Origin of the sequence: Streptomyces sp. NPDC059788, assembly GCF_042732265.1 — a bacterium.
Taxonomy (GTDB): Bacteria; Actinomycetota; Actinomycetes; order Streptomycetales; family Streptomycetaceae; genus Streptomyces.
The window spans coordinates 1-26,656 of sequence record NZ_JBHWHY010000086.1; the positions used below are offsets into that span (position 1 = coordinate 1).

Below are 26,656 nucleotides of genomic sequence, written 5' to 3' on the forward strand. Positions count from 1 at the left end.
CCGCCCCGCTGCCGTACGGGCTCCGGCGGGGCCGGGGCCCGCGGCCGGTGCGGTGCTCAGCCGGTGGCGCCGAGCAGTACCGCCCACTTCTCCAGGGCGGGTTCCTCGGACAGGTCGGCGACGGCGACCTCGATGCCGTGGTCGCGGTTCCAGCGGCCGGCCAGGGCCATCAGGCGGACCGAGTCGAGGCCGTAGTCGACGAGGTTCTCGTCGTCGGGGATGTCGGCGGGGTCCTCGCCGAGGACGTCCGCGACGTCGTTGCGCAGCTGCTCCAGGGTCAGTGCCATGGTGGTCAGTTCCCTTCGAGGACGGTGGCCGTGGTGGTGACCACGGCGGCCTTGCCGGCCGCCCAGCGCAGCGCCATCGCGTGGTCGTCGGCGGAGAAGTCGGCCACCGCGTCGGCGACGAGGAACGCCTGGAGGTCGCGCATCCACGCGTCGCAGGCGGTCATCAGCACGCCGATGTGGGCGTAGACGCCGGTGATGATCAGCTGGTCGCGGCCGAGGCCGCGCAGTCGTTCTTCGAGGTCGGTGCGGACGAAGCCGCTGTACTTCCACTTGGTCAGCACGGTGTCGCCGGGGCCGGGGGCGACCGCGTCGGCGATGGCCGCCGCGTGGTCGTCGGCGGGCAGGCCCGGTCCCCAGAAGTCCTGCTGGAGGCCGCGTTCGGCGGGGCTCTGGCCGCCGGGCTGGGCGGTGTAGAGGACCGGGATGCCGAGCCGGGCGGCCTGTTCCTTGAGGGCCGCCACGTTGCGCAGCAGGTCGGTGACGGGGGACGCCTGGGTGTCGTAGGCCGACAGGAAGTAGTTCTGCAGGTCGTGGACGAGCAGGACGGCGCGCGACGGGTCGGCCTTCCAGTCCACGCGGTTCGCGGGCAGGTCGCCGGCGGACGGCATGGGGTAGGGGGCGATGGCGGGCAGGGCCATGGTGCGGTGCGGTCCCTTCAGGACGGTTCGGTGCGGGTGCGGGCGGTCAGGAGGGGTCGGTGGTGCCGGTGGCGGCGGACCGGAGGTCCTTCTTGGAGATCTTGCCGACGCCGGTCTGCGGGAAGGTGTCCACGAACACCACGCGGTCGGGCACCTTGTAGGCGGCGAGGCCGCGGGCGCGGACGAACTTCTTGACCTCGACCGGCTTCACCGGTTCGGCGCCGGAGCGCAGGATGACGTAGGCGCAGGTGCGTTCGCCGAGGTAGGGGTCGGGTTCGGCGACGACGTTGGCGTCGTGGACCGCGGGGTGGGCGAGCAGGTGGTTCTCGACCTCCTCGGCGGCGACCTTCTCGCCGCCGCGGTTGATCTGGTCCTTGGCGCGGCCTTCGACGACGAGGTGGCCGGTGGGGGTGAGCCGGACGACGTCGCCGGTGCGGTAGAAGCCGTCGGGGGTGAAGGAGCGGGCGTTGTGTTCGGGCGCCTTCCAGTAGCCGCGGATGGTGTAGGGGCCGCGGGTGAGGAGGTGGCCGGTCTCGCCGGCGGGCAGGTCGTTGTCGGCGTCGTCGACGACGCGGATCTCGTCGTCCGGGGAGATGGGCCGGCCCTGGGTGGTGACGATGGTTTCCTCGGGGTCGTCCAGCCGGGTGTAGTTCACCAGGCCCTCGGCCATGCCGAAGACCTGCTGGAGGGTGCAGCCGAGGGCGGGCCGCACGCGGCGGGCCGCTTCCTCGCTGAACTTGGCGCCGCCCACCAGCAGCACGTCGAGGCTGCCGAGGTCGTACGGCGTGGCCGGGGCGGCCTCGGTCCAGACGAGCGCGAGCGGGGGTACGAGGCCGGTGAGGGTGACGCGTTCGCGTTCGATGAGCGGGAACGCCACGTCGGGGGTGGGCTGCGGGCACAGGACCACGCGGGCGCCGGCGTACAGGGCGCCGAGGGAGCCGGGCGAGGAGAGCGGGAAGTTGTGGGCGGCGGGCAGTACGCACAGGTAGACGCTGTGTTCGTCGACGCCGCACAGTTCGTTGGAGCCGCGCAGCGAGTAGATGTAGTCGTCGTGGGTGCGCGGGATGAGCTTGGGGACGCCGGTGCTGCCGCCGGAGAGCTGGAGGAAGGCGAGGTCGTCCGGCGCGGGGTCGTCCCAGGCGGCGTCGGCGGGCGGGTCGGCCGGTACGTCCGCGAGCGCCTCGAAGGGGCCCGGGTCGCCGCCGGTGACGAAGACGTGGCACAGGCCGGGGACCTGCTCCCGTACGGTCGTGGCCAGTCGCCGGTAGTCGTAGCCGCCGTGTTCGGCGGCGATGACGTAGGCGGCGGCGCCGGTGAACTCGCAGAAGTAGCCGATCTCGGTCTCGCGGTGGGCGGGCAGCGCGAAGACCGGGAGGGCGCCGATGCGGAAGAGAGCGAAGACGACTTCGAAGAACTCGGCGACGTTGGGGAGCTGGACCACGACGCGGTCGCCGGGGACGATGCCGCGCTCGCGGAGTCCGGCGGCGAGCCGGGTGGCGCGGCGGTCGAGCTCGGCGTAGGTCCAGCGGCGTCCTTCGCCGCCCGGGTCGACGACGGCGATCCGGTCCGGGTGGGCGGTGGCCCGGTCGTGCAGCATCTGCCCGAAGGTCTCGCCGCGCCACCAGCCCGCGGCGCGGTAGCGCTCGGCGAACTCCGCGGGCCACGTGGGCGCGTGGGAGTGGGCGTAGGTGTACTGATCGGTCACAGGTCGGCTCCGACGGCGCTGAGGAAGGTACGGAACTTGGCTCCGGTCTCGGCGGTCTCGGCGCCGGGGTCGGATGCGGCGACGATGCCCGCGCCGGCGTACAGGCGCAAGGCCCGTTCCTCGGCTTCGGCGCAGCGGATGGTCACCACCCATTCGCCGTCGCCGGACGCGTCGCCCCAGCCGACCATGCCGGTGAAGAAGCCGCGGTCGAAGGGTTCGGTGTCGGCGATCACCTGGCGGGCGGTGTCGGTGGGCGTGCCGCACACCGCGGGGGTGGGGTGCAGGGCGCAGGCCAGTTCCAGCGCGGAGGTGTCGGGCGTGGCGAGGGTTCCGGTGACGGTGGTGGACAGGTGCCACATGGTGGCGGTGCGCAGCAGGGTGGGCTGGGCGGGGACGGTCAGGTCCGTGCAGTACGGGGCGAGCGCCCGGTGGACGGCGTCCACGACGACGGCGTGCTCGTGCAGGTCCTTGGCGGACTCCAGCAGGGCGGCGGCCCGGCGGACGTCCTCGGCGAGGTCGTCGCTGCGCGGGGTGGAGCCGGCCAGGGGGTTGGCGACGACCCGGTGGCCGCGGCGCGAGACCAGCAGTTCGGGGCTGGCGCCGAGGAGGGTGCGGCCGGGTGCGGTGGGCAGCGCGAAGGTGTAGCCGGAGGGGTCGCGGCGGGCGAGGCGCTGGAGCATCGCGGGGATGTCGAGCGCTTCGGGGGTGGTGAGTTCGAGGGTGCGGGCCAGGACGACCTTGCTGAACTCGCCGCGCCACATGCGTTCGACCGCGGCGGCCACGCCGGCGCCGTACACCTCGGGGGCCGGTACGGGTCTGATGTCCCAGTGGGCGCCGGCGGGCGGGTCGGCGGGCAGGGCTATCAGCGGGTCGGCGGTCAGCGGCGGCGCGGTCCGGGCGGTGACGGGGACGGCGAGGGCCGCGGGCGCGGTCTGGTCGAAGGGCACGGCGCCGACGACCAGCGGGGTGCTGTGTCCGCTGTCCCGGGCGGCGTCGAGGGTGGCGGCGACGCGCTGGGGCAGGGGGCGTTCGTCGTGCGGGACTTCGCTGTGGGTGCCGTGCGCGAGGATGGTGCGCGTGGGCGTGCCGAGGAAGCGGGCGCCGGGGGTGTAGGCGTCCAGGAGCGCGGTGGTGGCTCCTACGGCGGGGTGGGCCGTCTCGGTGAAGGGGACGTGCGTGGCGACTTCGGGTGCCGTCGGCACGGGGGCTCCAATTCTCGGAAGGCTGCGAGGGTTCCGGGGGGTGTCTGATGCGGGTGGTGGCGCGGAGGGCGTTCGGTGAGCGGTGGTGCGGTGGGGTGTGCGGGCCCGGCGGCCGGTGGGCGGCGGGGCGCCGCGCGGGTCACCGCAGGGTGGCGCCGCCGTCGACGTACAGCTCCTGCATGGTGATGTGCCGGGCGCGGTCGGAGGCGAGGAAGACGACCGCGTCCGCGATGTCCGAGGGGTCGGCGATCCGGCCGAGGGGGATGCCGGTGCGGTACGTCTGCGGGTCTCCGGCGATCACGCGCCGGGGTGCGTCGTCGTCGGTCCACAGGGCGCGTTGCATGGCGGTGTCGGTGGAGCCGGGCGCGACGATGTTGCAGCGCACGCCGCTGCGGGCGAGTTCGAGCCCCAGGCATTTGGTGTACATGGCCGCCGCGGCCTTGGAGGCGGCGTAGGCGGCCATTCCGGTCCGGGGGATGCCGGCGGCGTTGGAGCCGACGGTGACGATGCTTCCGCGGCCGCGTTTGACCATGTGCGGGGCGACGGCGCGGGACGTGTGGAAGACGCCGGTGGTGTTCACGGCGAAGGTGTCGGCCCAGTCCGCGTCGGAGAGCTCGGCGGCGGAGCCGGGGCGCAGGACGCCGGCGACGTTCACCAGGACGGCGATCGGGCCGAGTTCGCGCTCGACGCGTTCGACGGTGGCGTCCACCGCGGTCCGGTCGGTGACGTCCATGGCCTCGGCGGTGATCCGGTCCGCGGTGTCGCTTCCGGGCGGTGGTGCCGCGGGTGCGGTGCGGTCGGTGGCCACGACGTGGGCGCCCTGTCGCGCCAGGGCCTCGGCGACCGCGGCGCCGATGCCCTGCCCGGCGCCGGTCACCAGCGCGATGCGCCCGGTGAATTCGGCGCGGCCCGGTATGTGCTCAGGCATGAGCAACCTCCCCATTTGTTAGGCAAGCCTAACCTAATATAGGACAGGTGCCCAGCCACTCCGCCATTCCGCGCGCACGCAGGGCAAATGGTTAGGCTAGCCTCACCTTATGCAGAAGCAGCGCACGGGTATAGCCGCCCCGTCCCCCGAACGCGGCGCCGAGGGCGGCGGATTGCCGGGCGCGGTGGCGCAAAAGGACGCCCCGCCCCCCGCTGATGACCCGGGCTTTGCCTCCGCGCGGCCCGCGGCGGACCCCGGCCGCGACCGCCCCGCGGGCACCGCGCGCCGCACCGTCGCGCTCGCCGTGGCGGGCTTCGCCGCCGCCGTCCTCGTCCTGGCCGCCGTGTCCCTGTGCGTCGGCGCCGGCGAAGTGGGCGCGAGCGGCGTCCTGGACTATCTGCTCGACCGCGGCGGCGCGCGCAGCGACCCGCGGCTGGCCCTGGTCGTCGGCGACCTGCGGCTGCCCCGTACGCTCACCGCCCTCCTCGTCGGCGGCGCGCTCGGCGTCGCCGGCTGCCTCCTCCAGGCCGTCACCCGCAACCCGCTCGCCGAGACCGGCCTGCTCGGCGTCAACGCCGGGGCCTCGTTCGGTGTCGTCGCGGGCATCGCGCTGCTGGGCCTGGACACCGGGTACGCGTACCTGATCTGCGCGTTCGCCGGCGCGGTGGTCGCCAGCGGCCTGGTGCTGCTCATCGCGGGGCGCCGGGGCGGCGGTTCGCCGATGCGGCTGGTGCTGGCCGGGTCCGCGCTGGGCGCCACCTTCGGCGGGCTCACCAGCGTGATCGTGGTCAACTCGGCGGAGACCTACGACCGGTTCCGGTTCTGGGTGCTCGGTTCGCTGGCCGGGGTCGAGGGCTTCGGCGAACTGGGCAGGCTCACGCCCGTCCTGGTCGCCGGTTTCCTGGTGGCGCTGCTGGTCGCCCGGCCGCTGTCCGCGCTGGCGCTCGGCGACGACCTGGCCCGCAGCCTGGGCCACCGGCCGCCGGTCATCCGGACCGTCGTCGCCGTCGGCGTGACGCTGCTGACCGCGGCAGCGGTGGCGCTGGCCGGTCCGATCTCGTTCCTCGGGCTGCTGGCGGGCTTCCTGGCGCGGGCCATCGCCGGTACCCGGCTCGCCGCCCGGCTGCTGCTGGCCGGGCTGATCGGCGCCGCCGTCCTCGTCCTCGCGGATGTGGCGGCCCGGGTGGTCTCCCGCCCGTTCGAGGCGCCCGTGTCCGTCATCGTGGCGCTGGTCGGCGCGCCCGTCCTCATCGGCATCGTCCGGTCCCGGCAACTCGCTGCGATGGGCATGACCGAGCCGGCCACCGAGGAGCGCGCGGCCGGCAAGGCGGCGCGCGGGGCGCTGCACGCGCTGCGGCAGCGCCTCCCCCGCCGCGGGCCGAAGCCCGGACGGGTGCGCCCCGCCGACACGTTCGTGCTGCGCCGCGGCCCGCTCTCCTTCCTCGTCGCCCGGCGCGCGACGCTCGCGGCGCTGCTGCTGGCGGCGCTGCTCCTGCTGGCCGTGGTGCTGTCCGCGTACGCCGGGCAGAGCGAGATGGGGGTGGCCCGCACCTTCCAAGCGATCTTCGGGGAGGGCGACCGGTTCGATGTGCTGCTCGTGCAGAAGTTCCGGCTCGGCCGCATCGTGGCCGGGCTGGCGGCGGGCGCCGCGCTGGGGCTGGCCGGCTGTCTCACCCAGACGCTGGCCCGCAACCGCCTCGCGACGCCCGAACTGCTCGGCGTCAACGACGGTGCCACCGCCGCCGTCCTGCTGTCCGTCACGCTCAGCGCGACCGGCACGTTCGGCGCCTGGTGGGCGGGACCGCTGGGCGCGCTGGCCGCGGCGGTCGTGGTGACGGTCGTCTCCGGCGGCCTCGGGCAGCGCGGCTACCGCGTCCTGGTCGTGGGCCTGGCGATGTCCGCGCTGGCCTCGGCCGCCACGCAGGTCGTGCTGTCCCGGCGCTCCCTCAACTCCGCGAGTTCGCTGTACGTGTGGACGTCGGGCAGCCTCAACGGGCGCAGCTACGCCGTCGCCGTACCGGTCCTGATCGGTCTGGCCGTCCTGGTCCCCCTGAGCCTCGCGGTCGCCCGCCACCTGGGCGTGCTGCGCTTCGACGACGCCACCGCCTCGTCGCTGGGCGCCGTTCCGGGCCGTACCCGCGCGGTGTGCCTGCTGCTGGCGGTGGCCCTGGCGGGCCTGGCCGTCGGGATCTGCGGGCCGGTCGGCTTCGTGGCGCTGGCTTCGCCGGTCATCGCGTCGCGGCTGGCGGGGCCGCTGCGGGTGCCGCTGGTCGGCACGATGCTGACGGGCGCACTGCTGGTGGTGGCGGCCGACACGGTCGGGCGGATCGTTTTCGCGGGCACGGAGGTGCCGGTGGGCGTCGTGACGACGGTGCTGGGCGGGCCCTTCCTGCTGTGGGTGCTGCTGGGCCGGTCGGCGGCGACACGTGTCTGACGAGCTGCCTGTTCCCGATGCGCCTTGCGTCCCTGATGCGCCTCACATCCCTGACGCTCCTGATACTCCTGACGAGAGGGATACGAAAGTGACCGCTGTCCGAAGCCCGCTGCTGCACGCTCTCGCCGAGGACGTGCGGGCCGGGCGGCCCGGTGCCGAGCGGGAGTTCTGGCACCGCGCCGAGGCGGCCGGGATGCCGCTCGTGGAACCGGACCCGGACGGCGACCCCGGCCACGTCCTCGTCACGTTCGTGTGGCGGGACGACCCGGCGGCCCCGGCCACGGACGTGCTGGCGCTCCTGCACACCGTCACCGACCGGGACCGGCACGCGGGCGACCTGACACCGAATCTGATGTCCCGCATCGAGGGCACCGCGGTGTGGGCGCTCAGCCACCGGCTGCGCTCCGACCACCGCGCCTCGTACCAGTTCCACCCCGGCACCGGGCCGCGCGAGGAGATTCTGCGTACGGACCGCAAGTCGTGGCTGAAGGTGCTGGACAGCGCCGTGCCCGACCCGCTGAACACCTCCCCCGCCCTGCCGTCACGGGACGGCCGCAACGCCGCGTCCGTCCTGGAGCTGCCGGGCGCCCCGGCGCAGCCGTGCACCGGACGCAGGCCCGGCGCGGCACGCGGCACGTCCGTACGCACCGAGGTGGACGGCCGGGACGTGACGGTCCATCTGCCGCCCGGTCACCGCGCCGACGGCGGCCCGTACGCGGTCGCGGTCCTGCTGGACGGCGAGATGTGGGGCCCGGTCCTCGGCGCCGGTGACCTGCTCGACAATCTGCACGCCGACGCCTCCGTACCGCCCACGGTCGCGCTGCTCGTGGACACGATGGGGCGGCGGATGGAAGACCTCAGCTGTAGCGGGGAGTTCGTCGACTGGCTGGCGGACACGCTGCTGCCGTGGGCGGCGGGCACGTACGGGACGGATTCGAGCCCGGAGCGCACCGTCGTGGCGGGCCAGAGCGCGGGCGGCCTGACCGCGGCATTCGCCGCGTTCCGGCGGCCGGACCGGTTCGGTCTGGCGCTCTCGCAGTCCGGCTCGTTCTGGTGGCCGGACGACGACGAGCGCGGCGCCGAGTGGCTGACCCGCCAGTACGCCACGGCCGAACGCCGCCCGGTCCGGCTGCGTCTGGAGGTCGGCCTCCAGGAGTGGATGCTGCTCGCCGAAAACCGCCGCCTGCGCAACGTCCTGCGCGCGCGTGGCTACGACGTGGCGTACGAGGAATTCAACGGCGGCCACGACTACGCGTGCTGGCGCGGGGGGCTGGCTACGGGGCTGGGGGCGTTGCTGTCCTAGCGGGAGTTGCAGGTTCGAATCCTCCGCCGGGGGCACGACGTGTTACACCGCTGACCGGGCTTCTCCTCCAGGGAGGTGCTCTACTCGGCCTCGTCCTGCTGAGCCGCGAGGCCGGCTTCTGCCTTGAGGCGTGAATGGTGTTGACGTTCACGTATTTTCCCGGGGCTGACTTCACGTAATTCCCCAGCCCCGGGTGCCGGTGGCGTCTACGAGGTGTCCCAGCGCCTAGGCGATATTACGGACTCGCCCGCGTGCAGCCGGCGCAGGGCGCCCAGGTCCCGGATCTGGGCGGCGGGCAGTTTCGAGGATGCGAGGAAGGCCGCGGCGCCCGCGTCTCCGCTGATCTCGGGCTCGGATCGGTCTCGGTGCCGGCGATGAGGCTGTCCTTGACGGCGCGGCAGGACGGGGCGCCGACCGTGATTGCTCTTGCGGCCGACCTTGATGTGGACCTGCCGCAGTCTCCGGTCGATGAGCCCGGGGAACCCCCCTCGATCAGCCCGGCTCAGGCGGCCTCCTCATCGGCGGTCCGCTCGGGGTGTTTCCGGATGCCTCCGCCGGCGCCAGGTATTCCCCGACCGTCTTGCGGTCCGCCCCCAGCGACGTGGCAAGCGCGCTCTTCGAGCGGCCCGCGTCCCAGTGGACGTAGATCTCGGTGATGCCGACCACGACGAACGTTCCCCTTGCCATCCGGGATGCCCATCGGCCTGCCGAACCACGGGGCGAGGAACACGGACAGTTCCGCGACGCCCAGGTCCCTTGGTCCCGGACTCCGCGCTCCCCATGGTCGATAAGGAGGCACCGGCATAGAGCATCGCATGAAGCTCAAACCGCTCAAGATGGCGAAAAGCGCTATCGATACCGGATCAACGGGCGGGCTTCTCCCAGGTCAGCGAGTACCGGCGCAGCACATGCCGGCGGTAGCGCACGCCGGGCAGCAGTCGCCGGGCGGCAGCCCGAACCTGCCCGTAACTCATCTGCGGGTCGGCGACCGGCATGCCCTGCGGGCCACGCGCGCGACGCAGCACCTTCGTGATCCGCACGACCGGGGCAGCCGCGATCAACGCCGCCCACTCCGTCACGCTCGCCTCGCGGGCCAGACCGACCACCACCAGCGTGCCGCCAGGCCGCAGCAGCTCACGCATGCGGACGAGGGCCGCCTCGAAGTCCATGTGGTGGATCGTGGTCACCGAGCAGACGAAGTCGTACTCCGCACCGGGAAGCCCCGCGGTGAGGAAGTCTCCCTCGACGAAAGTGAGCTGCGGATGGCCGGCAGCAACCTCGCATGCGCAGGCGATCATGTCCGGCGACTTGTCGATTCCGGTGACGTGTTTCGCCCGTCCGGCGAGCTTCCGGGCCAGCAGCCCGTCCCCGCAGCCAACGTCCAGGGCATTGCCGCATCCCTCGGGAACAGCCCGGAGGATGCCCGGGTGCCGGGCAACGTTGGTGTTCCAGTACGGCTCTGCGGCGGGCTGGCGCATCGGATCATCGTAGACCGGCCCTGGCCCGCCGAGTGCACACCGATGGTTTCGCCGTCCCCATGGAGAGCCGTGATCGCAAGGATGGGGAGTTACGCAGCGCTGATCATGTAGATCGTGGGGAATTGCCTGACCGTCGACTGGCCCAAAACACCAGCGCTTGGACGTGCTCCCGTGTCCACGCACCCGTCAGGCTTGCTCCGGAGAAGCAGAACGCGGGCAGCGCCTCCCAGCGCGTACGCGGCCGCCTCCACGCCTCCACGGCGGCGTTCCACACCTCGGCCATGTGGGCAGCCATCCACTGCACAGCACAGGACAGCACCTCCACGCGCCGGGCGTTCGAGCAGGCTCAAGACACCATGCTGCGCGCCGACCCCGCGGACTACCGACCCGTGTGGATGCTCGCTTTCTACGACCAGGCCGAACTGGACTCCCTGGTCCTGTCGGCATACCTGGCCCTCGGCGACTATCCAGCAGCCGAATACCACGCCCATCGCTGCCTGTCCGCCCTGCGGCCCCACATGGTGCGCTCCCGGGCCATCGCCACCACCCGGCTTGCACACGCACAACTCGCCCAGGGAGCGGCCGACGCGGCCACAGCCGCCGCGATGACCGTCACCGCCAACGCCGCTACCCAGCACGCCCGAGTGGCGCGCATGCTGCAAGAGTTCGGTGCCGCACTGCGCGCCACCGCACCGCGCACCGCCACCGTGCAAACTTGGACCGAGCACGTCGCCACCTGGAGGACCACGGTATGACCACGGCGCCCACCATCGAACTGCGCACCTTCGACACGCTCGACGCCGTCCGCGGTGACCTCCTCGACGTATACGCCGAGGTACGCGCACCCCTCCTCCACCTGCCGAACTACGCGGTCACCGCCTTCGGCGAGCGCCTGGGCCGGCACAGCACCGAGCCGGGGTTCACGGCCGTCCTCGCATACACGAACGGGCAACCCGTCGGCTACGCCTACGCCAACAGCATCGAGCGCGGCGACCGCTACTGGCAGCGCACCAGCCCGGAGCCGGCGGAGAAGTACACCGAGCACCCGACCGTGGCCATGAAGGAGATCGGCGTCCGTCCGGCTTGGCGTAAGACCGGCACCGCTCGCCGCATCCACGACGCACTCATTGCTTGCCGCGACGAGCCGTACGTCACGCTCATGGTCAACCCCGCCGCCGGCGACGGAAAGGTTCATGCGCTCTACGAGTCGTGGGGGTACGCGGACATGGGCGTGAGCCAGCCGTCACCGGCCTCGCCGGTGCTTACCGTGATGGTCCGAGCTAACGGCTGACGTGACGGTCGAACTCGGGCTGGTGAACGGTTGCCCTCCCTGCTCACAAAGGACACAGCATTGTTCGGACGGTGTTGACCTGAGACGGCAGTACCAAGGGGGCATGCACGAACACCCCCGATCACGCATTCCGTCCCTCTTCGAAAGCTGAGCTCCATAGCGCACATGGCCGCGCCCCGGACCCGTACCCGGCCCCGGGGCGCGGTCGTTTCCGCCGCGGCGGGTCAGCCCGCCGCCGGGGCCTGTGCCCCCTCCCCCGCTTCCTCGTCGAGTTCGTCGTCGAACGGCGGCGGCTGCGGCGGTTCCTTCGGCAGCCGCAGCGCGACCAGCGCGCCCACCGCGACCAGCGCGGCCGTCACCCACACCGCGGCCCGGTACGGGCCCGGCCCGGTGCCGCCGGTGCCGTGTCCGCCGATGACGCCCGCGCAGACGGCGATGCCGAGCGCGCCGCCCAGGGTGCGCACGATCTGGAAGAGGCCCATCGCGCGGCCCATGTCGGGCGGTTCGATGTCCTCGAACCCGGCGAGCTGGACGGTGAGCACCGCCGTGCCGAGCACCAGGCCGATGGTGAACATCAGGCCCCGTACGAGCCAGGCGTGGTCCGCTGCGCCCGGTACGGCGAGGGCCGCGAAGACCACGGCGGCGAGCAGCAGCGCGGGCACCGCGAGCCGTCGCGGTCCGATGCGCGGCAGCAGCCGGTCGACGACCTGGGAGGCGAGCATCAGGCCGACCGCCTCCGGGAAGACGCTCAGGCCCGCGTCGAGCGCCGAGGCGCCCAGTGCCGCCTGGTAGAGGAGGGGGAAGACGAACAGGACGCCCATCAGGCCGGCGGCGGTGAGCACGGCGAGCGCGGAGGCCGTGCCGTAGGCCCGGTCCGTCAGCAGCCGCAGCTTCAGCAGCGGTTCCAGTGCGCGGAGCTGGTGGGCGACGGCGGCGGCCAGCAGTACCACGCCGAGCACGGCGGCGACCGCGACGGCGGGCTCCGTCCAGCCGTGGGACGGGCCGAACCCGAGCGCGTACGTGAGCAGTCCGAGGCCCGGGGTGGCGAGCCAGAACCCGGCCCGGTCGAACGGTCCGGGGACGCCCTCGACGTGCTCGCGCAGGCCGATGGCGCCGAGCAGGACGGCGGCCACGCCGATCGGCACGTTCACGAAGAACAGCCAGTGCCAGGACAGGTGCTGGGTCAGGAAGCCGCCGAGCGGGGGGCCGAGCGCGGGCATCAGGGCGGTCGGCACGATCAGGACCTTGCCCAGCCTGGCCCGTTCGTGCGGCGGGAACGCGCGGAACAGCAGGGTCATGCCGACCGGGGTGAGCAGGCCGCCCGCCAGGCCCTGTACCGCCCGCGCCACGACGAGCGCGGGCAGGCCGGGGGCCAGGCCGCAGGCGGCCGAGGCGGCGGTGAAGACGGCGAGCGCGCCGAGGAAGACCCGTTTGGTGCCGTAGCGGTCGCCGAGCCAGCCGGCGGCCGGCAGGGCCAGCGCGAGGGCGACGAGGAAGGCCGTCTCGACGGTGTTGGCCGCGGAGACGGGCTGTCCGAAGTCGCCCGCGATGGTGAACAGGGCGGGGTTGACGATGGTCGAGTCGAGGCCGTTCATGCACATGGCGGCCGTGTAGACGAGGACGACGGCGGTCTTCGGGGACAGCCGGGACGGCCGGGTCCGGGTCGGTGCGGTGGTCACCGGGTCACCCCTCCAGCTCGGTGAGACGGCCGGCGACCACGCGCGCGATGTGCGCGATCGGCTCGGGCAGGGTCATGTCCTTGTGGGAGCACTCGATGTTCGTGTTGTCGACGCGGCCGGTGACGTAGGGGGTCCAGGTGTCGGGGGTGAGGGTGTCGTCGATGGTGTCCACGACGGCCCGGAAGAAGAGCACGTCGCCCCGGAAGACGCGGTGGTCATAGGCGCGTACGAGGTGGTTGGTGTTGAGGTAGACGTCGCCGAGCGCATGAATGGTGTCCGTGGTCAGGGTGGCCAGCGGGCTTCCCTCGCGCTGCAGGACCTCGACCACGTTGGCGGTCGTCAGCGGCTTGCCCTCCAGGCTGTCGGGCCCGTAGCCGCCCATGGTGAGCAGCGACTCGAGCGCTTCGGCCTGGTCGGGTACGGGCAGGCCGCGGAAGCCCTCGGCCGGGTAGGCGTCGAGGATGGCCAGCAGTTCGACCTCGTGTCCCGCGTCCTGGAGATGGGTGGCCATGGCGTGCGCGATGATGCCGCCGGTGGACCAGCCGAGCAGCCGGTACGGGCCTGCGGGCTGCACCTCGCGGACGCGGGTGGCGTAGTGGGCGGCCAGTTCCTCCAGGGTGGCGGGCAGCGGTTCGCCGGCTGTGGCGGCGCCGACGCCCTGGGCCTGGAGGCCGTAGATCGGCACGTCGGCGGGCAGGTTGCGGATGAGTCCGGCGTAGCACCAGCTCAGGCCGCCTGCCGGGTGGACGCAGTGGACGGGGGCGGGGCCGTGGTCCGCGTCGACCGGGGCCGGGCGCAGGGGCAGCAGGACGTCGAGCGGGTCGTCGTGGCGTACGGCGTCCAGCGTGGCGTCGAGGGCCGCGACGGTCGGTGACTGGAAGACCGTACCGATCGACACCTCCGTGCCGAGTACGGCCTTGACGCGGCCGGCCAGCCGGACCGCGAGCAGGGAGTGCCCGCCCAGGTCGAAGAAGTTGTCCTCGACGCCGACCCGGTCCAGGCCCAGCACCTCGGCGAAGACCGAGCAGAGCAGTTCCTCGCGCGGGGTGCGGGGCGGGCGGCCGGTGGCGGCCGGGCGGTCGGGGGCCGGTAGCGCCTTGCGGTCCAGCTTGCCGTTGTTGGTCAGCGGCAGCCGGTCGAGCAGGACGACGGCGGACGGGACCATGTGGGCGGGGAGTCCGGCGGCGGCGTGCTCGCGCAGCGCGGCGGGGTCGGGGGCCGCGCCGGGAGCGGGCACGGCGTAGCCGACGAGCCGCTTGTCGCCGGGGGTGTCCTCCCGTACGACGACGGCCGTGTCGGCGACGGCGGGGTGCGCGGCGAGCACCGCCTCGATCTCGCCCAGTTCGATGCGGAAGCCGCGCAGCTTGACCTGCTGGTCGGCGCGTCCGAAGTATTCGAGGGCGCCGTCGGCGCGGCGCCGGGCGAGGTCGCCGGAGCGGTACATGCGGCTGCCGCGTTCGCCGAACAGGTGGGCGTACGGGTCGGCGGCGAAGCGGGTGGCGGTCAGCGCCTCGCGGCCCAGGTAGCCGCGGGCCAGGCCCTCGCCCGCGACGTACATCTCGCCGGTGACGCCGGGCGGTACGGGCTGGAGCCGGTCGTCGAGGACGTAGACGCGCAGGTCGGGGATGTTGAGGCCGATGGTGCTGGAGGTGGCGCCGGCGGCGGTGGCGCGGTCGAGCGGGAAGTAGGAGACGTGCACGGTGGTCTCGGTGATGCCGTACATGTTGACCAGGACCGGCGCGTCGTCGGCGTGCCGGTCGTACCAGTCGTCGAGGCGGCCGAGTTCCAGCGCCTCGCCGCCGAACACCACGTAGCGCAGGGACAGTGCCGCCCCGTCGCTCTCCCGGTCGGCGGCGGCGAGCTGGTAGAAGGCGGACGGGGTCTGGTTGAGGACGGTGACCTTCTCGGCGGCCAGCAGCTGCCGGAAGGCGTGCGGGTCGCGGCTGGTCAGGTGGGGTACGACGACGACCTTGCCGCCGTACAGGAGGGCGCCCCACAGTTCCCAGACGGAGAAGTCGAAGGCGTAGGAGTGGAAGAGCGTCCAGGCGTCGTCGGGGCCGAAGCCGAACCAGTGGTCGGTGGCGGTGAACAGCCGGGTGACGTTGTGGTGGGTGACGACGACGCCCTTGGGGCGGCCGGTGGAGCCCGAGGTGTAGATGACGTACGCGGCGTCGTCGGCGCGCAGCGGCCTGGTGCGCTCGGACTGGGCGAGCGGTCCCGCGTCGAATCCGGCCGCCGCGTCGCCGTCCACGGTGATCGGCGGCAGGGTGTGGGCGGGGAGCCGGGGGGCGGTCGCGGTGTCGGTGATCAGGGCGGCCGGGCGGGCGTCGTCGAGCATGTAGGCGAGGCGGTCGGCCGGGTAGTCCGGGTCGAGCGGCAGGTAGGCGGCTCCGGCGAGGGAGACCGCGAGCAGGCCGGTGACCAGGTCGGCGGAGCGGGGCAGGGCGAGCGCCACGATGGAGCCGGGGCCGATGCCGCGGGCGGCGAGCAGGCGGGCCAGGCGGTGGGCGCGGCCGGAGAGTTCGGCGTAGGTGAGGGACTGGCCGTCGCAGGTGACGGCGGTGCGGTCGGGGTGGTTGCGGGCGGCGGCCTCGTAGGCGTCGGGGAGGGTGGTGGCGGGCCGGGCGGCGCGGGGCGCGGCGGGCCCGGTGGGGGTGTTCCACTCGACGAGGGCGCGGTGGCGTTCCCCGGCGCCGAGCAGCGGCAGCAGGCCGAGGGGGGTGTCCGGGGTGTCGGCGGCGGCGGTGAGCAGCCGGGCGAGCCGGTCGGCGAGGGCCTGCACGGTCGGCCGGTCGAAGAGGTCGGTACGGAACTCGAAGAAGCCGCCGATGCCGCCGCCGCGCAGCTCGCCCGCGTTGAGGGTGAGGTCGAACTTGGCCGTGCCGGACGGTACGGCGGTCATCCGGGCGGTGGCCTGCGGGCCCAGCGCGAACGCGGCGTCCGGCACGGACTGCCAGGCCAGCATCGTCTGGAACAGGGGGTGCCGGGCGAGCGAGCGCGGCGGGTTGAGCGCTTCGACGAGGTGGTCGAAGGGCAGCGTGTCGTGTTCGTACGCGGCGAGGGTGGCCGACCGTACCCGCTCCAGGAGCGTGCGGAACGCGGGGTCGCCGGAGGTGTCGGTGCGCAGGACGACGGTGTTGGTGAAGAAGCCGACGAGGGCGGCGGTCGTGTCGTCGGCGCGGCCGGCGACGGGGGTGCCGAGGGGGATGTCGGTGCCGCAGCCGTGCCGGGTCAGGAGGGCGGCCAGGCCGGCCTGCACCGTCATGAAGACGCTGGTGCCGGTGGTCCGGGCGAGGCGCTGGAGGGCGGTGTGGGCCGCCGCGTCGAGGGTGAACGGGACGGTGTCGCCGGCGTGCGAGGCGACCGCGGGGCGCGGTCGGTCGGTGGGCAGGTCGAGCTGGTCGGGCAGCCCGGCGAGGGCCTGCTTCCAGTGCGCGAGCTGGGCGGCGGCGAGCGGGGTGGGCTCGGCGGGCGTGCCGAGCAGCCGCTGCTGGTGGGCGGCGTGGTCGGCGTACTGGAGGGGCAGCGGCGCGAACTCCGGTTGGCGGCCCGCGTGGCGGGCGGTGTAGGCGGTGGCGAGGTCGCGGGCCAGGGGCGTGGTGGAGGCGCCGTCGCCGGCTATGTGGTGCAGCAGGAGAAGCAGCGTGTGGCGGTCCGGTCCGTCGCTGAACAGCGTGACGCGCAGCGGGGGTTCGCCGGCCAGGTCGAAGCAGTGGCGTACGGCGCCGGCGAGGTCTTCGCCGGGCCCGGCGAGATGGACGACCGGCCGCGACATCGGGTCGTCCGGAGCGAGAATCCGCTGGTGGGCCTGCTCCTCCCCGCCACTGTCAGTGGTCGGATATACCGTTCTCAGTGTCTCGTGGCGAGCGCTCAGGTCGCCCAGGGCGAGCTGGAGCGCGCCGCGGTCGACGGGTCCGTCGACGCGCAGCACGAGCGGGATGTTGTAGGTGGGGCTGGGGCCTTCGAGCCGGTGGAGGAACCAGAGCCGCTGCTGGGCGGGCGAGAGGGGGAGGGGTCCGGTGCGAGGTATGCGGGTGACGGGCTGGTCGGCGGGTGCCTGCGCGGTGCCGTCCGCCGGGGCGGCGCGGTGGACGAGCGCGGCGAGCCCGGCCGGGGTGGGGTTGCGGAAGACGTCGGCGGTGCTGACCGGCGCCTGGAAGATCTCCCGAATACGGGCGGCCAGGCGGGCCGCCAGCAGCGAGTGACCGCCCAGGTCGAAGAAACCGGCGTCCGCCGGGGGGCTCGTGTCCAGTGAGAGGAGATCGGCCAGGAGACCGCGGATGATGTCGGTGTGCGGATCGCCGGTGGCGGTGCCGGTGGCGTCCGTACCGTCGAGGCCCTGACCGGTGCCGTCGCCGGTTCGACTGCCGGTGCCGTCGGTGCTGCCGCCGCCGTGGCCGGGGACGCCCGGCTCGGGGTCCGGCAGGGCGCGGTGGTCCAGCTTGTCGTTGGCGGTGCGCGGCAGTTCGGCGAGCAGCGTCACGGTGGCCGGGACCATGTGGGCGGGCAGGGCGGCAGCGAGGTGCGCCCGAAGCACGGCCGGGGTGGGGGTGGGCGGGGCGGGGGCGGGCCCCCCGGGGAGGGGAGAAGCGGAGACCGGGCCGCGCCGGGCGCCCCCGGTCGCCGTGTCGTCCGCCGTCACCGCGCCGTCCGCCGTCACCGCGCCGTCCGCCGTCACCGCGCCGTCCGCCGTCGCCGCGCCGTCCCCGCTCGCCGCGCCGTCCCCGCTCGCCGCGCCGTCCCCGCTCGCCGCGCCGTCCCCGCTCGCCGCGCCGTCCCCGCTCGCCGCGCCGTCCCCGGTCGCCGTGCCGTTTCCGTCGGCCTGTGTCCGCGGCACCGCGTACGCCAGTAGCCGCTTGCCCTGGGGGGTGTCGCGGGCGATCACCGCGGCCTGGGCCACGGACGGGTGCTGGGCCAGGGTGGCCTGGATCTCGCCGAGTTCGATGCGGAAGCCGCGGATCTTGACCTGGTCGTCGCTGCGGCCCAGGAACTCGATCGTGCCGTCCGCCCGGCGCCGTACGAGGTCTCCGGTGCGGTACATCCGGCTGCCGGGTGCGCCGTGCGGCGCGCCGTACGGGTCGGCGACGAAGCGTTCGGCGCTCAGGCCCGGCCGGGCGAGGTAGCCGCGGGCCAGGCAGGCGCCCGCCACGTACAGTTCGCCGGTCACGCCGTCCGGTGTGGGCCGGAGGCAGGAGTCGAGGACGTAGACCCGGGAGCCGCGCACGGGCCGCCCCTCGGGGGCCGCGGCGCCACGCGCGCCGGTGACGCCGCTCGCGCCGGCCCCGCCGACCGCGGGCGCCGTCCAGTAGTACGCGTCGACCGTCGTCTCCGTCGGCCCGTAGAGGTTGACCGCGTGCAGCCCGTCGGTCGCGGTGAGCCGCTCCCACAGCGGTACGGGTACGGCCTCGCCGCCGACGACGATCACCGCCGGGTGGTGCCGCCCGTCGTCCAGCAGTCCTTCGGCCAGCAGGGCTTCGGCGTAGGACGGGGTGACGTCGAGGTAGTCGACGCGGTGTTCGTCCACGTACCGGGCGAGGGCGGCGGGGTCGCGGTACGACGCGTCGTCGAGGAGATGCAGTTCGTGTCCGTGCACCATCCACAGCACCGGGTCCCAGGACGCGTCGAAGGCGAACGACGCGCTGTGCGCGACCCGCAGCCGGTCCCGGCCGGTGCGGGCGACGGCGGGCGCGATGTGGTCGCTGCCGTGCCCGGCGTACAGGTTGGCGAGGGAGGCGTGGGTGACGACGACGCCCTTGGGGCGTCCGGTGGAGCCGGAGGTGTGGATGACGTAGGCGGCGTGGCCGGGCGCGGGCGGCGTGGCGGGCGCGCTGCCGGGCTGTGCGGCGAGCGCCGCCGCGGTGCCGGGGTCGTCCAGCGCGACGACGGGCAGGCCGTGCGGCGGGAGGCCGGCGAGCGTCGCGGCCGTACCGATCACGCAGACGGGACGGGCGTCTTCGAGGACGGACAGCGTCCGGGCCGCCGGGTGGCCGAGGTCGAGGGGCTGGCAGACGCCGCCCGCCTTGAGGACCGCGAACAGGGCCGTGATCATGTCGGTGCCGCGTGGCAGCGCGAGGGCGACGGGCCGTTCCGGGCCCGTGCCCAGGCCGGTGAGCAGGTGGGCGAGCCGGTTGGCGGCGGCGTCGAGTTCCGCGAAGGTCAGGGCGCTCGCGCCGGTGCGGACGGCCACGGCCTGCGGGGTGCGGGCGGCCTGTTCGGCGAGGAAGGCGGGGAGGGTGCGTACGACGGGCGCTTCCGCGCGTCCGGCCGTGACGCGGCGTACGTCGGCGGGGTCCAGCAGGTCGAGGGTGCCCACGGGGCGGTGCGGGTCGCTCAGCAGCAGTTCGGTGAGGCCGTCCAGGTAGCGCAGGAACGATTCCTGGTGCCCGGCGATCTCGTCCTCCGCGTACCGTCCGGCGTGCGCGTCGAGGCTGATGCGCAGCCCGCCGTCCGCGTCGGGCGAGGCGGTGACGGCGAGGTCCTCGACGGGGCCCGCGGCGAGGTTGTGGACGGTGCCGGGCAGGCCCGCGAAGTCGAGGTCGCTGTCGAACGGCTTGATGTTGACCATGGGCCCGGTCAGCGGCGTGCTCGCCGAGGCGAGGGTCAGGTCGCGGCGGATGTCGGCCTGCGGGTAGCGCTGGTGGCGGCGTACCGCGCGGATTTCGAGGACGACGCGGCGCAGCAGTTCGGCGCCGGTGTCCTGGGGGCGTACGGCGATGCGCAGGGGCAGGACGTTGACGGTCATGGCCGGGGTGCGCAGCGCGGCGGGGCCGCGGCGGTTGGTCAGCGGCAGGCCGAGCAGCACGTCCTCGGTTCCGGTGACGCGGTGCAGGTGGCCGGCGGTCGCGGCGATGACCAGTTCGGCCCAGGTCGCCTTGGCGGCTTCGGCGGCGCGGGTGTACCGGTCGAGCGTTTCCGCGGGCAGGTCGGTACGGGTGCGGAGCACGTCGCGGGCGGCGAGGTCGTCGGCGAGCGCGGCGGCGGAGGCGGCAGCGGCGGCGGAGGCGGGCGCCCTGGCCCCGGTACGGGCGGCGGCACCGCTGTCCATGGCGTCTGTCTCCGCGGCACCGGCGTCCGTGGCGCGGCTCTCCCGGCCGGCCGTCCCGCTCGCGAGGGTGACCGGCTCCGGCCGTCCGGCCATCCGTGCGGCCCAGAACTCCCGGTCGGCCGTGTACTGCTCGCTCTCCAGGTACCGCGTCTCGTCCTCGACGAGGTCGCGCAGCGGCGCGAACCGGGTGGCCGGGGGCTCCTGGCCGGTGGCGAGGGCGGTGTAGAGCTCGGCGACGCGGCTGCCGACGAGTTGCAGGGCGTACGCGTCGACGGCGATGTGGTGCACCCGCTGGTACCACCAGTACCGGTCGTCGGCGACGCGGAAGAGCGCCTGGGTGGTGAGCTGTCCGGCCTCGCCGAGGTCGGCGGCCCGGGTGAGGTCGGTGTGCATCCAGTCGCGCGCTGCTTCTTCGGCGGGCCGGTCGGCGCTGCGCAGGTCGATACGGTGCAGCAGCCGTTCCGCGTCGGGCGGTGTGACGTACTGCCGCGGGATGCCGTCCGCCTCGCTCACGCACACGCCGAGCGTTTCGGCCTCGGTGACCGTACGCAGCAGTGCGCGCTCGAACAGCGCCTCGTCCAGGGCGCCCTGGATCTCGACCACGTCAGCCGTGTTGAGCGACGGGCTCTTGGGATTCAGTTGACTCGCGTAAAGGATGCCTGCCTGCGCGGTGAGCAGGGCGAACGTGGCGGGTTCCGCGGGCCGTGGCGAAGGGGTGCCGGGGCGCGACAGTGCCGCGGGGACAGCCTGGTCGACCGGACGCTGATGCATGTGTGTGACAACTCCCAGGGAGAAAACCGACCTTCGCGGACCGGCCGGCAGCCCGCGCGCAAACTTAGGGAAGCCTAAGTTATTTTTACTCTTCTGCGGTGCCGCCGACGGCCTTCGGCACCGGCCACCGAGCCCGAAGAGGAGACGATGACGTCCGCCCCCAGCCCCGCCCCCGGCCCCGCCGCCGGTCCCACCGCCCCGCTCGCCGCCCTCAAGGACGCCGTGCGGCAGCACATCGTGGGTAAAACCGCCGACCTGACCGGCCTCAGCCGCCGCATCCACGGCCACCCGGAGACGGCCTTTGCCGAGCACCGTGCCGCCGCGTGGTGCGCCGGGCTGCTGCGCGAGCACGGCTTCGCCGTGACCGCGCCCGCCCACGGTCTGGACACCGCGTTCGTGGCCACCGCCGGGTCCGGCCCGGTGACGGTGGCGCTCGCCTGCGAGTACGACGCCCTGCCGGACCTCGGCCACGCCTGCGGCCACAACCTGATCGCCGCGGCCGGTGTCGGCGCGGCGCTGGGCCTGGCCGCGTACGCGTCCGAACTCGGCCTGACCGTCCGGGTCGTGGGTACGCCCGCGGAGGAGCGCGGCGCGGGCAAGGCGCTGCTGCTGGACGCCGGTGCGTTCGACGGGGTGGACGCGGCGATGATGGTGCACCCGTGCCCGTTCGAGATGTCCGACTTCCGCTCTTTCGCGCTCGGCACGCTGTCCGTCTCGTACACCGGCCGCACCGCCCACCCCAGCCTCAACCCGCACGAGGGGCGGAACGCGGCCGACGCCCTGACGGTCGCGCAGGTCGCCCTCGGCCTGCTGCGCCAGCAGTTGCCGCCGCAGTGGCGGGTGCACGGCGTCACGACCTCGGCGGGCTCGGCGCCCAACGCGATCCCGGACCGTGCGACGGCCGAGTACGAGATCCGCGCGGAGGCCGCCGGGGATCTGTGCGAGCTGCGGGAGCGCGTGGAGGCGTGCTTCCGGGCCGGTGCGCTGGCGACCGGCTGCGAAGTGACCCTGGAGCGCCCGGAGCCCGACTATCTGGACTTCCGCGGTGATCCCGCGCTGATCGCCCTGTGGGCGGCCAACGCGCGGGTCCTGGGGCGGCCGGAGCCGGTCGAGCGCGGGCCTTTCGCCTGTACGGACATGGGCAACGTGTCCCATGTGGTGCCGTCCATCCACCCCGTGCTGGACATCAGCGGGGGTGCCTGCGGGCCGCACGAGCCGGAGTTCGCCGAGGCGGCCGTCTCACCGGCCGCCGAACAGGCGCTGCTGGACGGGGCGGTGGGGCTGGCGTGGACCGCGGCGGACTTCGCGTACGGCAGGAGGGGCGGCGCGCCCGGCGCGTGACGGAAGGTGCCGGTGGCGCGCCCGGGAAACCCGCGGACGCCACCGGCACCTCACCCGCACGGCGTCGCGGGCCGCCGGGACACCGTCGGCGTCCCGGCGGCCGCGCGGGCCCTCGCCGGTCAGGACCCGGACAGTGCCTTGCTGATGTCGTTCATGACCACGTCACTGGCCAGCGGGCCGCCGCGGGTGGACCACACGGAGCCGTTCACCGTGACCACGTGCCCCTTCTTCACCGCGCCCAGCTCCTTGTAGGCGGGCTTGGTCTGCACGTCCTTGAGGGCCTTCTCGCCGTCGGAGGTCAGGGTGGACAGGAACAGCCAGTCGCCGTCGATCTCGTTGATCTTCTCCAGGCTGAGCGACGGGGCGTGCGCGTTGCCGTCCTTGTTCTGGTTGTCGGGGCGCTTGAGGCCCATCTCCAGGGCGACGCCGCTGGCGAACTGCTTCTTCTCCATCCAGCTGGGCCCGTCCGGGTTCCAGCGGACGATGGAGACGGCGGCGCCCTTGTTCGCGCCCAGCTTCTCGCCGGCCTTCTTGGCGGCCGCCTCGTGGTCGGCGATGACCTTGTTGGCGTCGTTCAGCTTGTTGACGGCGTTGCCGATGCCGCGGAAGGACACCTTCCAGTCGTCGGTGGGCGCCATCGTCACCAGCGTGGCGGGGGTGATCTCGCGCAGCTGCTTGAGCACCTGCTCGTCCTGCATGTCGCCGGCGAGGATCAGGTCGGGCTTGGCCGCGACCACCTTGTCCATGACGGGCTTGAGCAGGCCGCCGACGATGTCGATGCCCTTGACCTTGTCGGCCAGGTAGGCCGGCGGCTTGTCCAGGCCCTGTCCGTTGGTGATGCCCACCGGCTTGATCTTGAGCGCGAGGACGGCGTCCAGGTCCTCCTGGGTCAGCGTCACGACGCGCTGCGGGTGGGCGGGCACCTCGACGACCTTGCCGGTGGCGTCCTTGACCGTACGGGTGCCGGCGGCCGCCGCGTCCTTGCCGTCCTTGTCCTTGGTGTCCGCGCCGGCGTCCGAGCCGCATCCGGTCAGCAGCAGCGCCGCGGCCCCGAGGGCCGCGACGGCCGCGGCCGCGCGGCGTCGGGTGGTGGGAAGTGGACGGCGGGACACGGTCATCGGGGACTCCGGGTTCAATGGGACACGACGTGAGAACGGCGTGCGTACGGCCAACAGGGCAGCCGCACATCCGCCGACAGGCGTTAAGGTTAGCCTTACCTTATGACAAATAGGCAAGAGGTGTGACACCTCTCGCCCCGGGGAAAGGCCGGCCTCAGTGGAACTCCGCGTCGAGCAGCTCACCGCCGGATACGCCGGACACCCGGTCGTCGACCGGGTGGACCTGACGGTCGGCTCGGGCCGGGTGGTGGCGGTGGTGGGCCCCAACGGCTGCGGCAAGTCCACCCTGCTGCGCTGCATGGCCCGCCTCCACGAGCCCGCCTCCGGCCGTGTCCTGGCGGGCGACGCCGACGTGTGGCGGCTCAAGCAGCGGGAGGCGGCCCACCGCATCGCGCTGCTCCCCCAGTCCCCGCAGGCGCCCGAGGCGGTCACCGTGGCCGGCCTCGTACGGTACGGACGCCACCCGCACCAGGGCCTGTTCCGCCAGTGGTCCCACGAGGACGAGCGGGCCGTCACCCGCGCCCTGGAGGCGACCGGCACCACCGGCCTCGCCGACCGCCGCCTCGACCAGCTCTCCGGCGGCCAGCGCCAGCGCTGCTGGCTGGCGATGGCCCTCGCCCAGGAAACCCCCGTCGTCCTGCTCGACGAGCCGACCAGCGCCCTCGACATCGGCCACGCCGTGGAGGTGCTCGACCTGGTGCGCGAGGTCGCGGCGGGCGGGCGCACCATCGTCATGGTCGTGCACGACCTCGCGGCGGCGGCCCGCTACGCCGACACCGTGGTCGCGATGCGCGCGGGCCGGGTGGTCGCCGCGGGCCCGCCGCGCGAGATCATCGACGCCGCGCTCGTGAAGGAGCTGTACGGCGTCGACGCGGAGATCCTCGCCGCGCCTTCGGACGGCTCGCCGGTGGTCGTCCCGACGGCCCGCGCGGCGTCGGAGCCCGTACGGAACTGACGGCCGCCGCCACAAGGACAGGGCGGGCGCACGGCCGTGACCGCGCGCCCGCCCTGTGAAGTACCCGTCACCTCTGGCGCCTTGAAGGCACCTCAGGACACGAGCTTCTCCAGGTCGGCCGCCACCTGCCCGATGTCCGGCAGGGCCAGGCTGGCGAGCTGCGCCCGCCGGATGCGGGCCGCGATGTCCCGGTCGTCCAGGATCTCCTGGCACGCGGCGGCCACGGCCTCCGGCGCGGTGTCGGTCAGGTGCCGGCCGAGGCCCAGCTCCTGCACCCGCTGGGCGTTGAGGGGCTGGTCGCCGAAGTTCGGCAGGACCGCCATGGGCGTGCCCGTGCGCACCGCTTCACGGACGCTGTTGTAGCCGCCGTGGGTGACGAACAGGTCGGCGCATTCCAGCAGCAGCGGCTGCGCGAGCCGGTCCGTCAGGTGGACGTGCGGGGCGGGCTCGACACCGGCCGGCTCGATGCCGGCGGTCGCCACCACGGCCGTGCAGTCCAGCCGGGAGAGGCCCGCGACGATCGTCGCCAGCAGCTGGGCCGGGTCGGTCATCCCCACCGGCAGCGGGGCGTCCTTGGGCAGCAGCTCGCGGAACATGGGCAGCGCGGTGCCGACCGCGGCGAACACCAGCGGCCGGTCGGTGGGCAGTTCGGCGACCCACTCGGGCAGGCCGGCGGTGCGGTCCACCACGGTGGTCTGGCGGTAGGCCAGGACGTTCGCGGGGAACCGGGCGAAGGAGTACTCGGCGGGCAGGTAGTCGAAGCGGCCGTACGGGTAGAGCGAGGCGGGCGACTCCTGCGTGGGCAGTCCGAGCCGCTCGCGCAGCCGGTTCAGGTCCGGCAGCAGGACCGCCGGGTCGAGGATGTTGACCGTGCCCGCGGGGATGGGCAGTTGGGGAATGCCCAGCCGTTCGGCGAGCAGGCAGGCGCCGACGTCCATGCCGTCCCGGATGATGACGTCCGGGCGCACGGTACGGGCCAGTTCGGCCAGCGCCTGGTGGCTCTCGACCGCCATGTCGCCGGTGAGCCGTTCGAGCAGGATGCGCAGATGCGCATCGTCGGCGGAGCCGTCGCCCGGTGCGGCGTCCGATCCGTCCGACTGTGCCTGCGCCTCGGCGGTGTCCTGCGCCGCTGCGCCGAAGTCTATCCGCGGCAGGCAGGTCTCGACCCGGACGGCGTCGGCGGCGAAGACGGGCGCCACATCGGTCGTCGTGGCCACCGTGACGTCGTGCCCGGCTCCGGCCAGCGCGCGGGCCAGGGGCAGCAGAGCTCTGCCGTGCGACGGTGAGCCGGTGGCGGTGCACAGGACGCGCATGGGTTCCTCTTCTCTGGGCAGGGGGGAGGTTCGATCACCGTAGGAAGCGCCGAAATGGCGTGTCAAAGCAAGGTGACGACATCCGGCGACATTGAGTCATCCGGCATGAAAGGGCCCCCGGGCGGGCAGTGCCGGGCCCACGGTCCGCCGCGGAGGGCGCCGGGCCGCGGTCCGGGTGCGCGCAAGATGCGATCAGCGGCCGCCCGCCACACGATGGGACCACGCAGGCGCTGCGGCGCACGCCCGGCAGGAAGGCGGACATCCGACGTGGAGCACATCGACGACCGTTCGGCGCCGCCCGGCGACGCGGGCGCGGCCGGGGCCGCCTCCCCGGTCGAGGCCGCCCGCTCGTGCCTGACCTCCTCCGCCGTCTGTCTGATGTCGCCGGCCTCGGTGCGGGAGCAGCTGGGCGCGGACGAGGACGGCTGGGCGCGCTTCGCCGCGCACTGGGACGAGCTGGGCGAGGACCGGTACGCGGCCGAGCGCGGCACCCGCAGGCTGCGCCGCTACGGCCGGTTCTCGCTCACCCCGGCGACCGGGGAGCTGGTACGGCTGCCCCATGAGCCGTTCATACAGCCGACGGACACCAACCCGCTGTACGAGACGGTGGACCGGCACTTCGAGCCGCTGACCGACGCGTTCGTCGCCGACCCGCTGCTGCGTCCGCTGTTCGACCTGCTGGGGCAGGCGGCCGCCGTGCTGGACGACGCGGGGCGCTGGATCGTGAAGGTGCATCCGTTCCGGGTCGTCGCGACGGCCGACGACGAGGGGGACCCCACCCCGGAGGGCCGTCACAAGGACGGTGTGACGCTGGTTTCCTCACTGCTCGTCAACCGGGACAACGCGGTCGGCGGCCAGAGCAGCGTCTACACACACGACGGGCGGGAGCTGCTGTCCACCACCCTGCACCGGCCCGGCAGTCTGCTGCTGTCGGACGACCGGGACTCGCTGCACTGCGTCTCCCCGATCCGGCCCATGGACATGACGCAGCCCGCCTACCGCGACGTGCTGGTGACCACCCTCACCGCCGCGTGACGGCTGCTGCCGGGCGCTCCCGGGCGCCGGGCGGCCGCCACGGTGGTCCCGTCGCAGAGCGGCGTGGGGGGGGGCGCCCCCCGGGGCCCCCCCCCGCCGCGCCCGCGGCGGCCCGCGGGCCCGCGCGAACGCA

18 protein-coding genes are annotated in these 26,656 nt (G+C 73.8%); 7 read left to right on the top strand and 11 right to left on the bottom strand.

The genetic code is table 11. The features are described from left to right. Positions 1 to 56: 56 nt before the first annotated feature. The 5 genes from ACFV57_RS41190 to ACFV57_RS41210 all read right to left on the bottom strand — a co-directional run bounded on the left by ACFV57_RS41190 (position 57) and on the right by ACFV57_RS41210 (position 4,760). Positions 57 to 287: a phosphopantetheine-binding protein gene (locus ACFV57_RS41190; RefSeq protein ID WP_385243954.1), complete on the bottom strand. Its 231-nt coding sequence runs from the start codon at positions 285 to 287 to the stop codon at positions 57 to 59. 5 nt (positions 288 to 292) lie between these two features. Then, positions 293 to 925, bottom strand: a complete 633-nt coding sequence (locus ACFV57_RS41195; protein WP_385243957.1) for an isochorismatase family protein — start codon at positions 923 to 925, stop codon at positions 293 to 295. A gap of 46 nt (positions 926 to 971) precedes the next feature. Next, the gene (locus tag ACFV57_RS41200; protein WP_385243959.1) at positions 972 to 2,630 is read right to left on the bottom strand and encodes a (2,3-dihydroxybenzoyl)adenylate synthase; all 1,659 of its coding nucleotides are present in this window, start codon (positions 2,628 to 2,630) and stop codon (positions 972 to 974) included. Continuing rightward, complete coding sequence (gene dhbC / locus ACFV57_RS41205) at positions 2,627 to 3,832, bottom strand: isochorismate synthase DhbC (protein WP_385243962.1); 1,206 nt, start codon at positions 3,830 to 3,832, stop codon at positions 2,627 to 2,629. Before dhbC ends, ACFV57_RS41200 begins: the two co-directional genes overlap by 4 nt. A gap of 139 nt (positions 3,833 to 3,971) precedes the next feature. Beyond that, the gene (locus tag ACFV57_RS41210; RefSeq protein WP_385243964.1) at positions 3,972 to 4,760 is read right to left on the bottom strand and encodes a 2,3-dihydro-2,3-dihydroxybenzoate dehydrogenase; all 789 of its coding nucleotides are present in this window, start codon (positions 4,758 to 4,760) and stop codon (positions 3,972 to 3,974) included. 109 nt (positions 4,761 to 4,869) lie between these two features. Here ACFV57_RS41210 and fhuB point away from each other — a divergent pair, with 109 nt between their 5' ends. Both fhuB and fes read left to right on the top strand, forming a co-directional pair. Continuing rightward, on the top strand, positions 4,870 to 7,194 hold the full coding sequence (fhuB, locus tag ACFV57_RS41215; RefSeq protein ID WP_385243967.1) for a Fe(3+)-hydroxamate ABC transporter permease FhuB: 2,325 nt from the start codon (positions 4,870 to 4,872) through the stop codon (positions 7,192 to 7,194). A gap of 88 nt (positions 7,195 to 7,282) precedes the next feature. After that, positions 7,283 to 8,497: an enterochelin esterase gene (gene fes / locus ACFV57_RS41220; RefSeq protein ID WP_385243970.1), complete on the top strand. Its 1,215-nt coding sequence runs from the start codon at positions 7,283 to 7,285 to the stop codon at positions 8,495 to 8,497. Positions 8,498 to 8,989: 492 nt separating this feature from the next. On the opposite strand, the gene ACFV57_RS41225 is transcribed toward fes, so the two are convergent. After that, positions 8,990 to 9,163: a hypothetical protein gene (locus tag ACFV57_RS41225; protein WP_385243973.1), complete on the bottom strand. Its 174-nt coding sequence runs from the start codon at positions 9,161 to 9,163 to the stop codon at positions 8,990 to 8,992. Positions 9,164 to 9,360: 197 nt separating this feature from the next. After that, complete coding sequence (locus tag ACFV57_RS41230; protein WP_385243976.1) at positions 9,361 to 9,975, bottom strand: class I SAM-dependent methyltransferase; 615 nt, start codon at positions 9,973 to 9,975, stop codon at positions 9,361 to 9,363. Between the two features lie 122 nt (positions 9,976 to 10,097). Here ACFV57_RS41230 and ACFV57_RS41235 point away from each other — a divergent pair, with 122 nt between their 5' ends. Then, the gene (locus ACFV57_RS41235) at positions 10,098 to 10,730 is read left to right on the top strand and encodes a hypothetical protein (protein WP_385243979.1); all 633 of its coding nucleotides are present in this window, start codon (positions 10,098 to 10,100) and stop codon (positions 10,728 to 10,730) included. Then, on the top strand, positions 10,727 to 11,266 hold the full coding sequence (locus ACFV57_RS41240) for a GNAT family N-acetyltransferase (RefSeq protein ID WP_385243982.1): 540 nt from the start codon (positions 10,727 to 10,729) through the stop codon (positions 11,264 to 11,266). The genes ACFV57_RS41235 and ACFV57_RS41240 overlap by 4 nt, the downstream gene beginning before the upstream one ends. 224 nt (positions 11,267 to 11,490) lie before the next feature. On the opposite strand, the gene ACFV57_RS41245 is transcribed toward ACFV57_RS41240, so the two are convergent. Then, positions 11,491 to 12,945, bottom strand: coding sequence for a DHA2 family efflux MFS transporter permease subunit (locus ACFV57_RS41245; RefSeq protein WP_385243984.1), 1,455 nt, complete (start codon positions 12,943 to 12,945; stop codon positions 11,491 to 11,493). Between the two features lie 4 nt (positions 12,946 to 12,949). Then, a complete protein-coding gene (locus ACFV57_RS41250) occupies positions 12,950 to 20,761 on the bottom strand; it encodes an amino acid adenylation domain-containing protein (protein WP_385243987.1) in 7,812 nt (2,603 codons plus the stop codon). Between the two features lie 147 nt (positions 20,762 to 20,908). Between ACFV57_RS41250 and ACFV57_RS41255 the strand changes: the two genes are divergently transcribed. Next, positions 20,909 to 22,102, top strand: coding sequence for a M20 family metallopeptidase (locus tag ACFV57_RS41255; protein WP_385243990.1), 1,194 nt, complete (start codon positions 20,909 to 20,911; stop codon positions 22,100 to 22,102). Between the two features lie 119 nt (positions 22,103 to 22,221). Here the strand turns inward: ACFV57_RS41255 and ACFV57_RS41260 are convergent, their stop codons facing one another. Further along, positions 22,222 to 23,220 (bottom strand): ABC transporter substrate-binding protein, encoded by a 999-nt coding sequence (locus tag ACFV57_RS41260; protein WP_385243992.1) that lies wholly within the window; start codon positions 23,218 to 23,220, stop codon positions 22,222 to 22,224. 157 nt (positions 23,221 to 23,377) lie between these two features. Here ACFV57_RS41260 and ACFV57_RS41265 point away from each other — a divergent pair, with 157 nt between their 5' ends. Beyond that, the gene (locus ACFV57_RS41265; RefSeq protein WP_385243995.1) at positions 23,378 to 24,175 is read left to right on the top strand and encodes an ABC transporter ATP-binding protein; all 798 of its coding nucleotides are present in this window, start codon (positions 23,378 to 23,380) and stop codon (positions 24,173 to 24,175) included. Positions 24,176 to 24,267: 92 nt separating this feature from the next. Here the strand turns inward: ACFV57_RS41265 and ACFV57_RS41270 are convergent, their stop codons facing one another. Further along, on the bottom strand, positions 24,268 to 25,488 hold the full coding sequence (locus ACFV57_RS41270; RefSeq protein ID WP_385243997.1) for a glycosyltransferase: 1,221 nt from the start codon (positions 25,486 to 25,488) through the stop codon (positions 24,268 to 24,270). A gap of 267 nt (positions 25,489 to 25,755) precedes the next feature. Here ACFV57_RS41270 and ACFV57_RS41275 point away from each other — a divergent pair, with 267 nt between their 5' ends. Continuing rightward, positions 25,756 to 26,523: a 2OG-Fe dioxygenase family protein gene (locus tag ACFV57_RS41275; RefSeq protein WP_385244000.1), complete on the top strand. Its 768-nt coding sequence runs from the start codon at positions 25,756 to 25,758 to the stop codon at positions 26,521 to 26,523. Positions 26,524 to 26,656 lie beyond the last annotated feature (133 nt).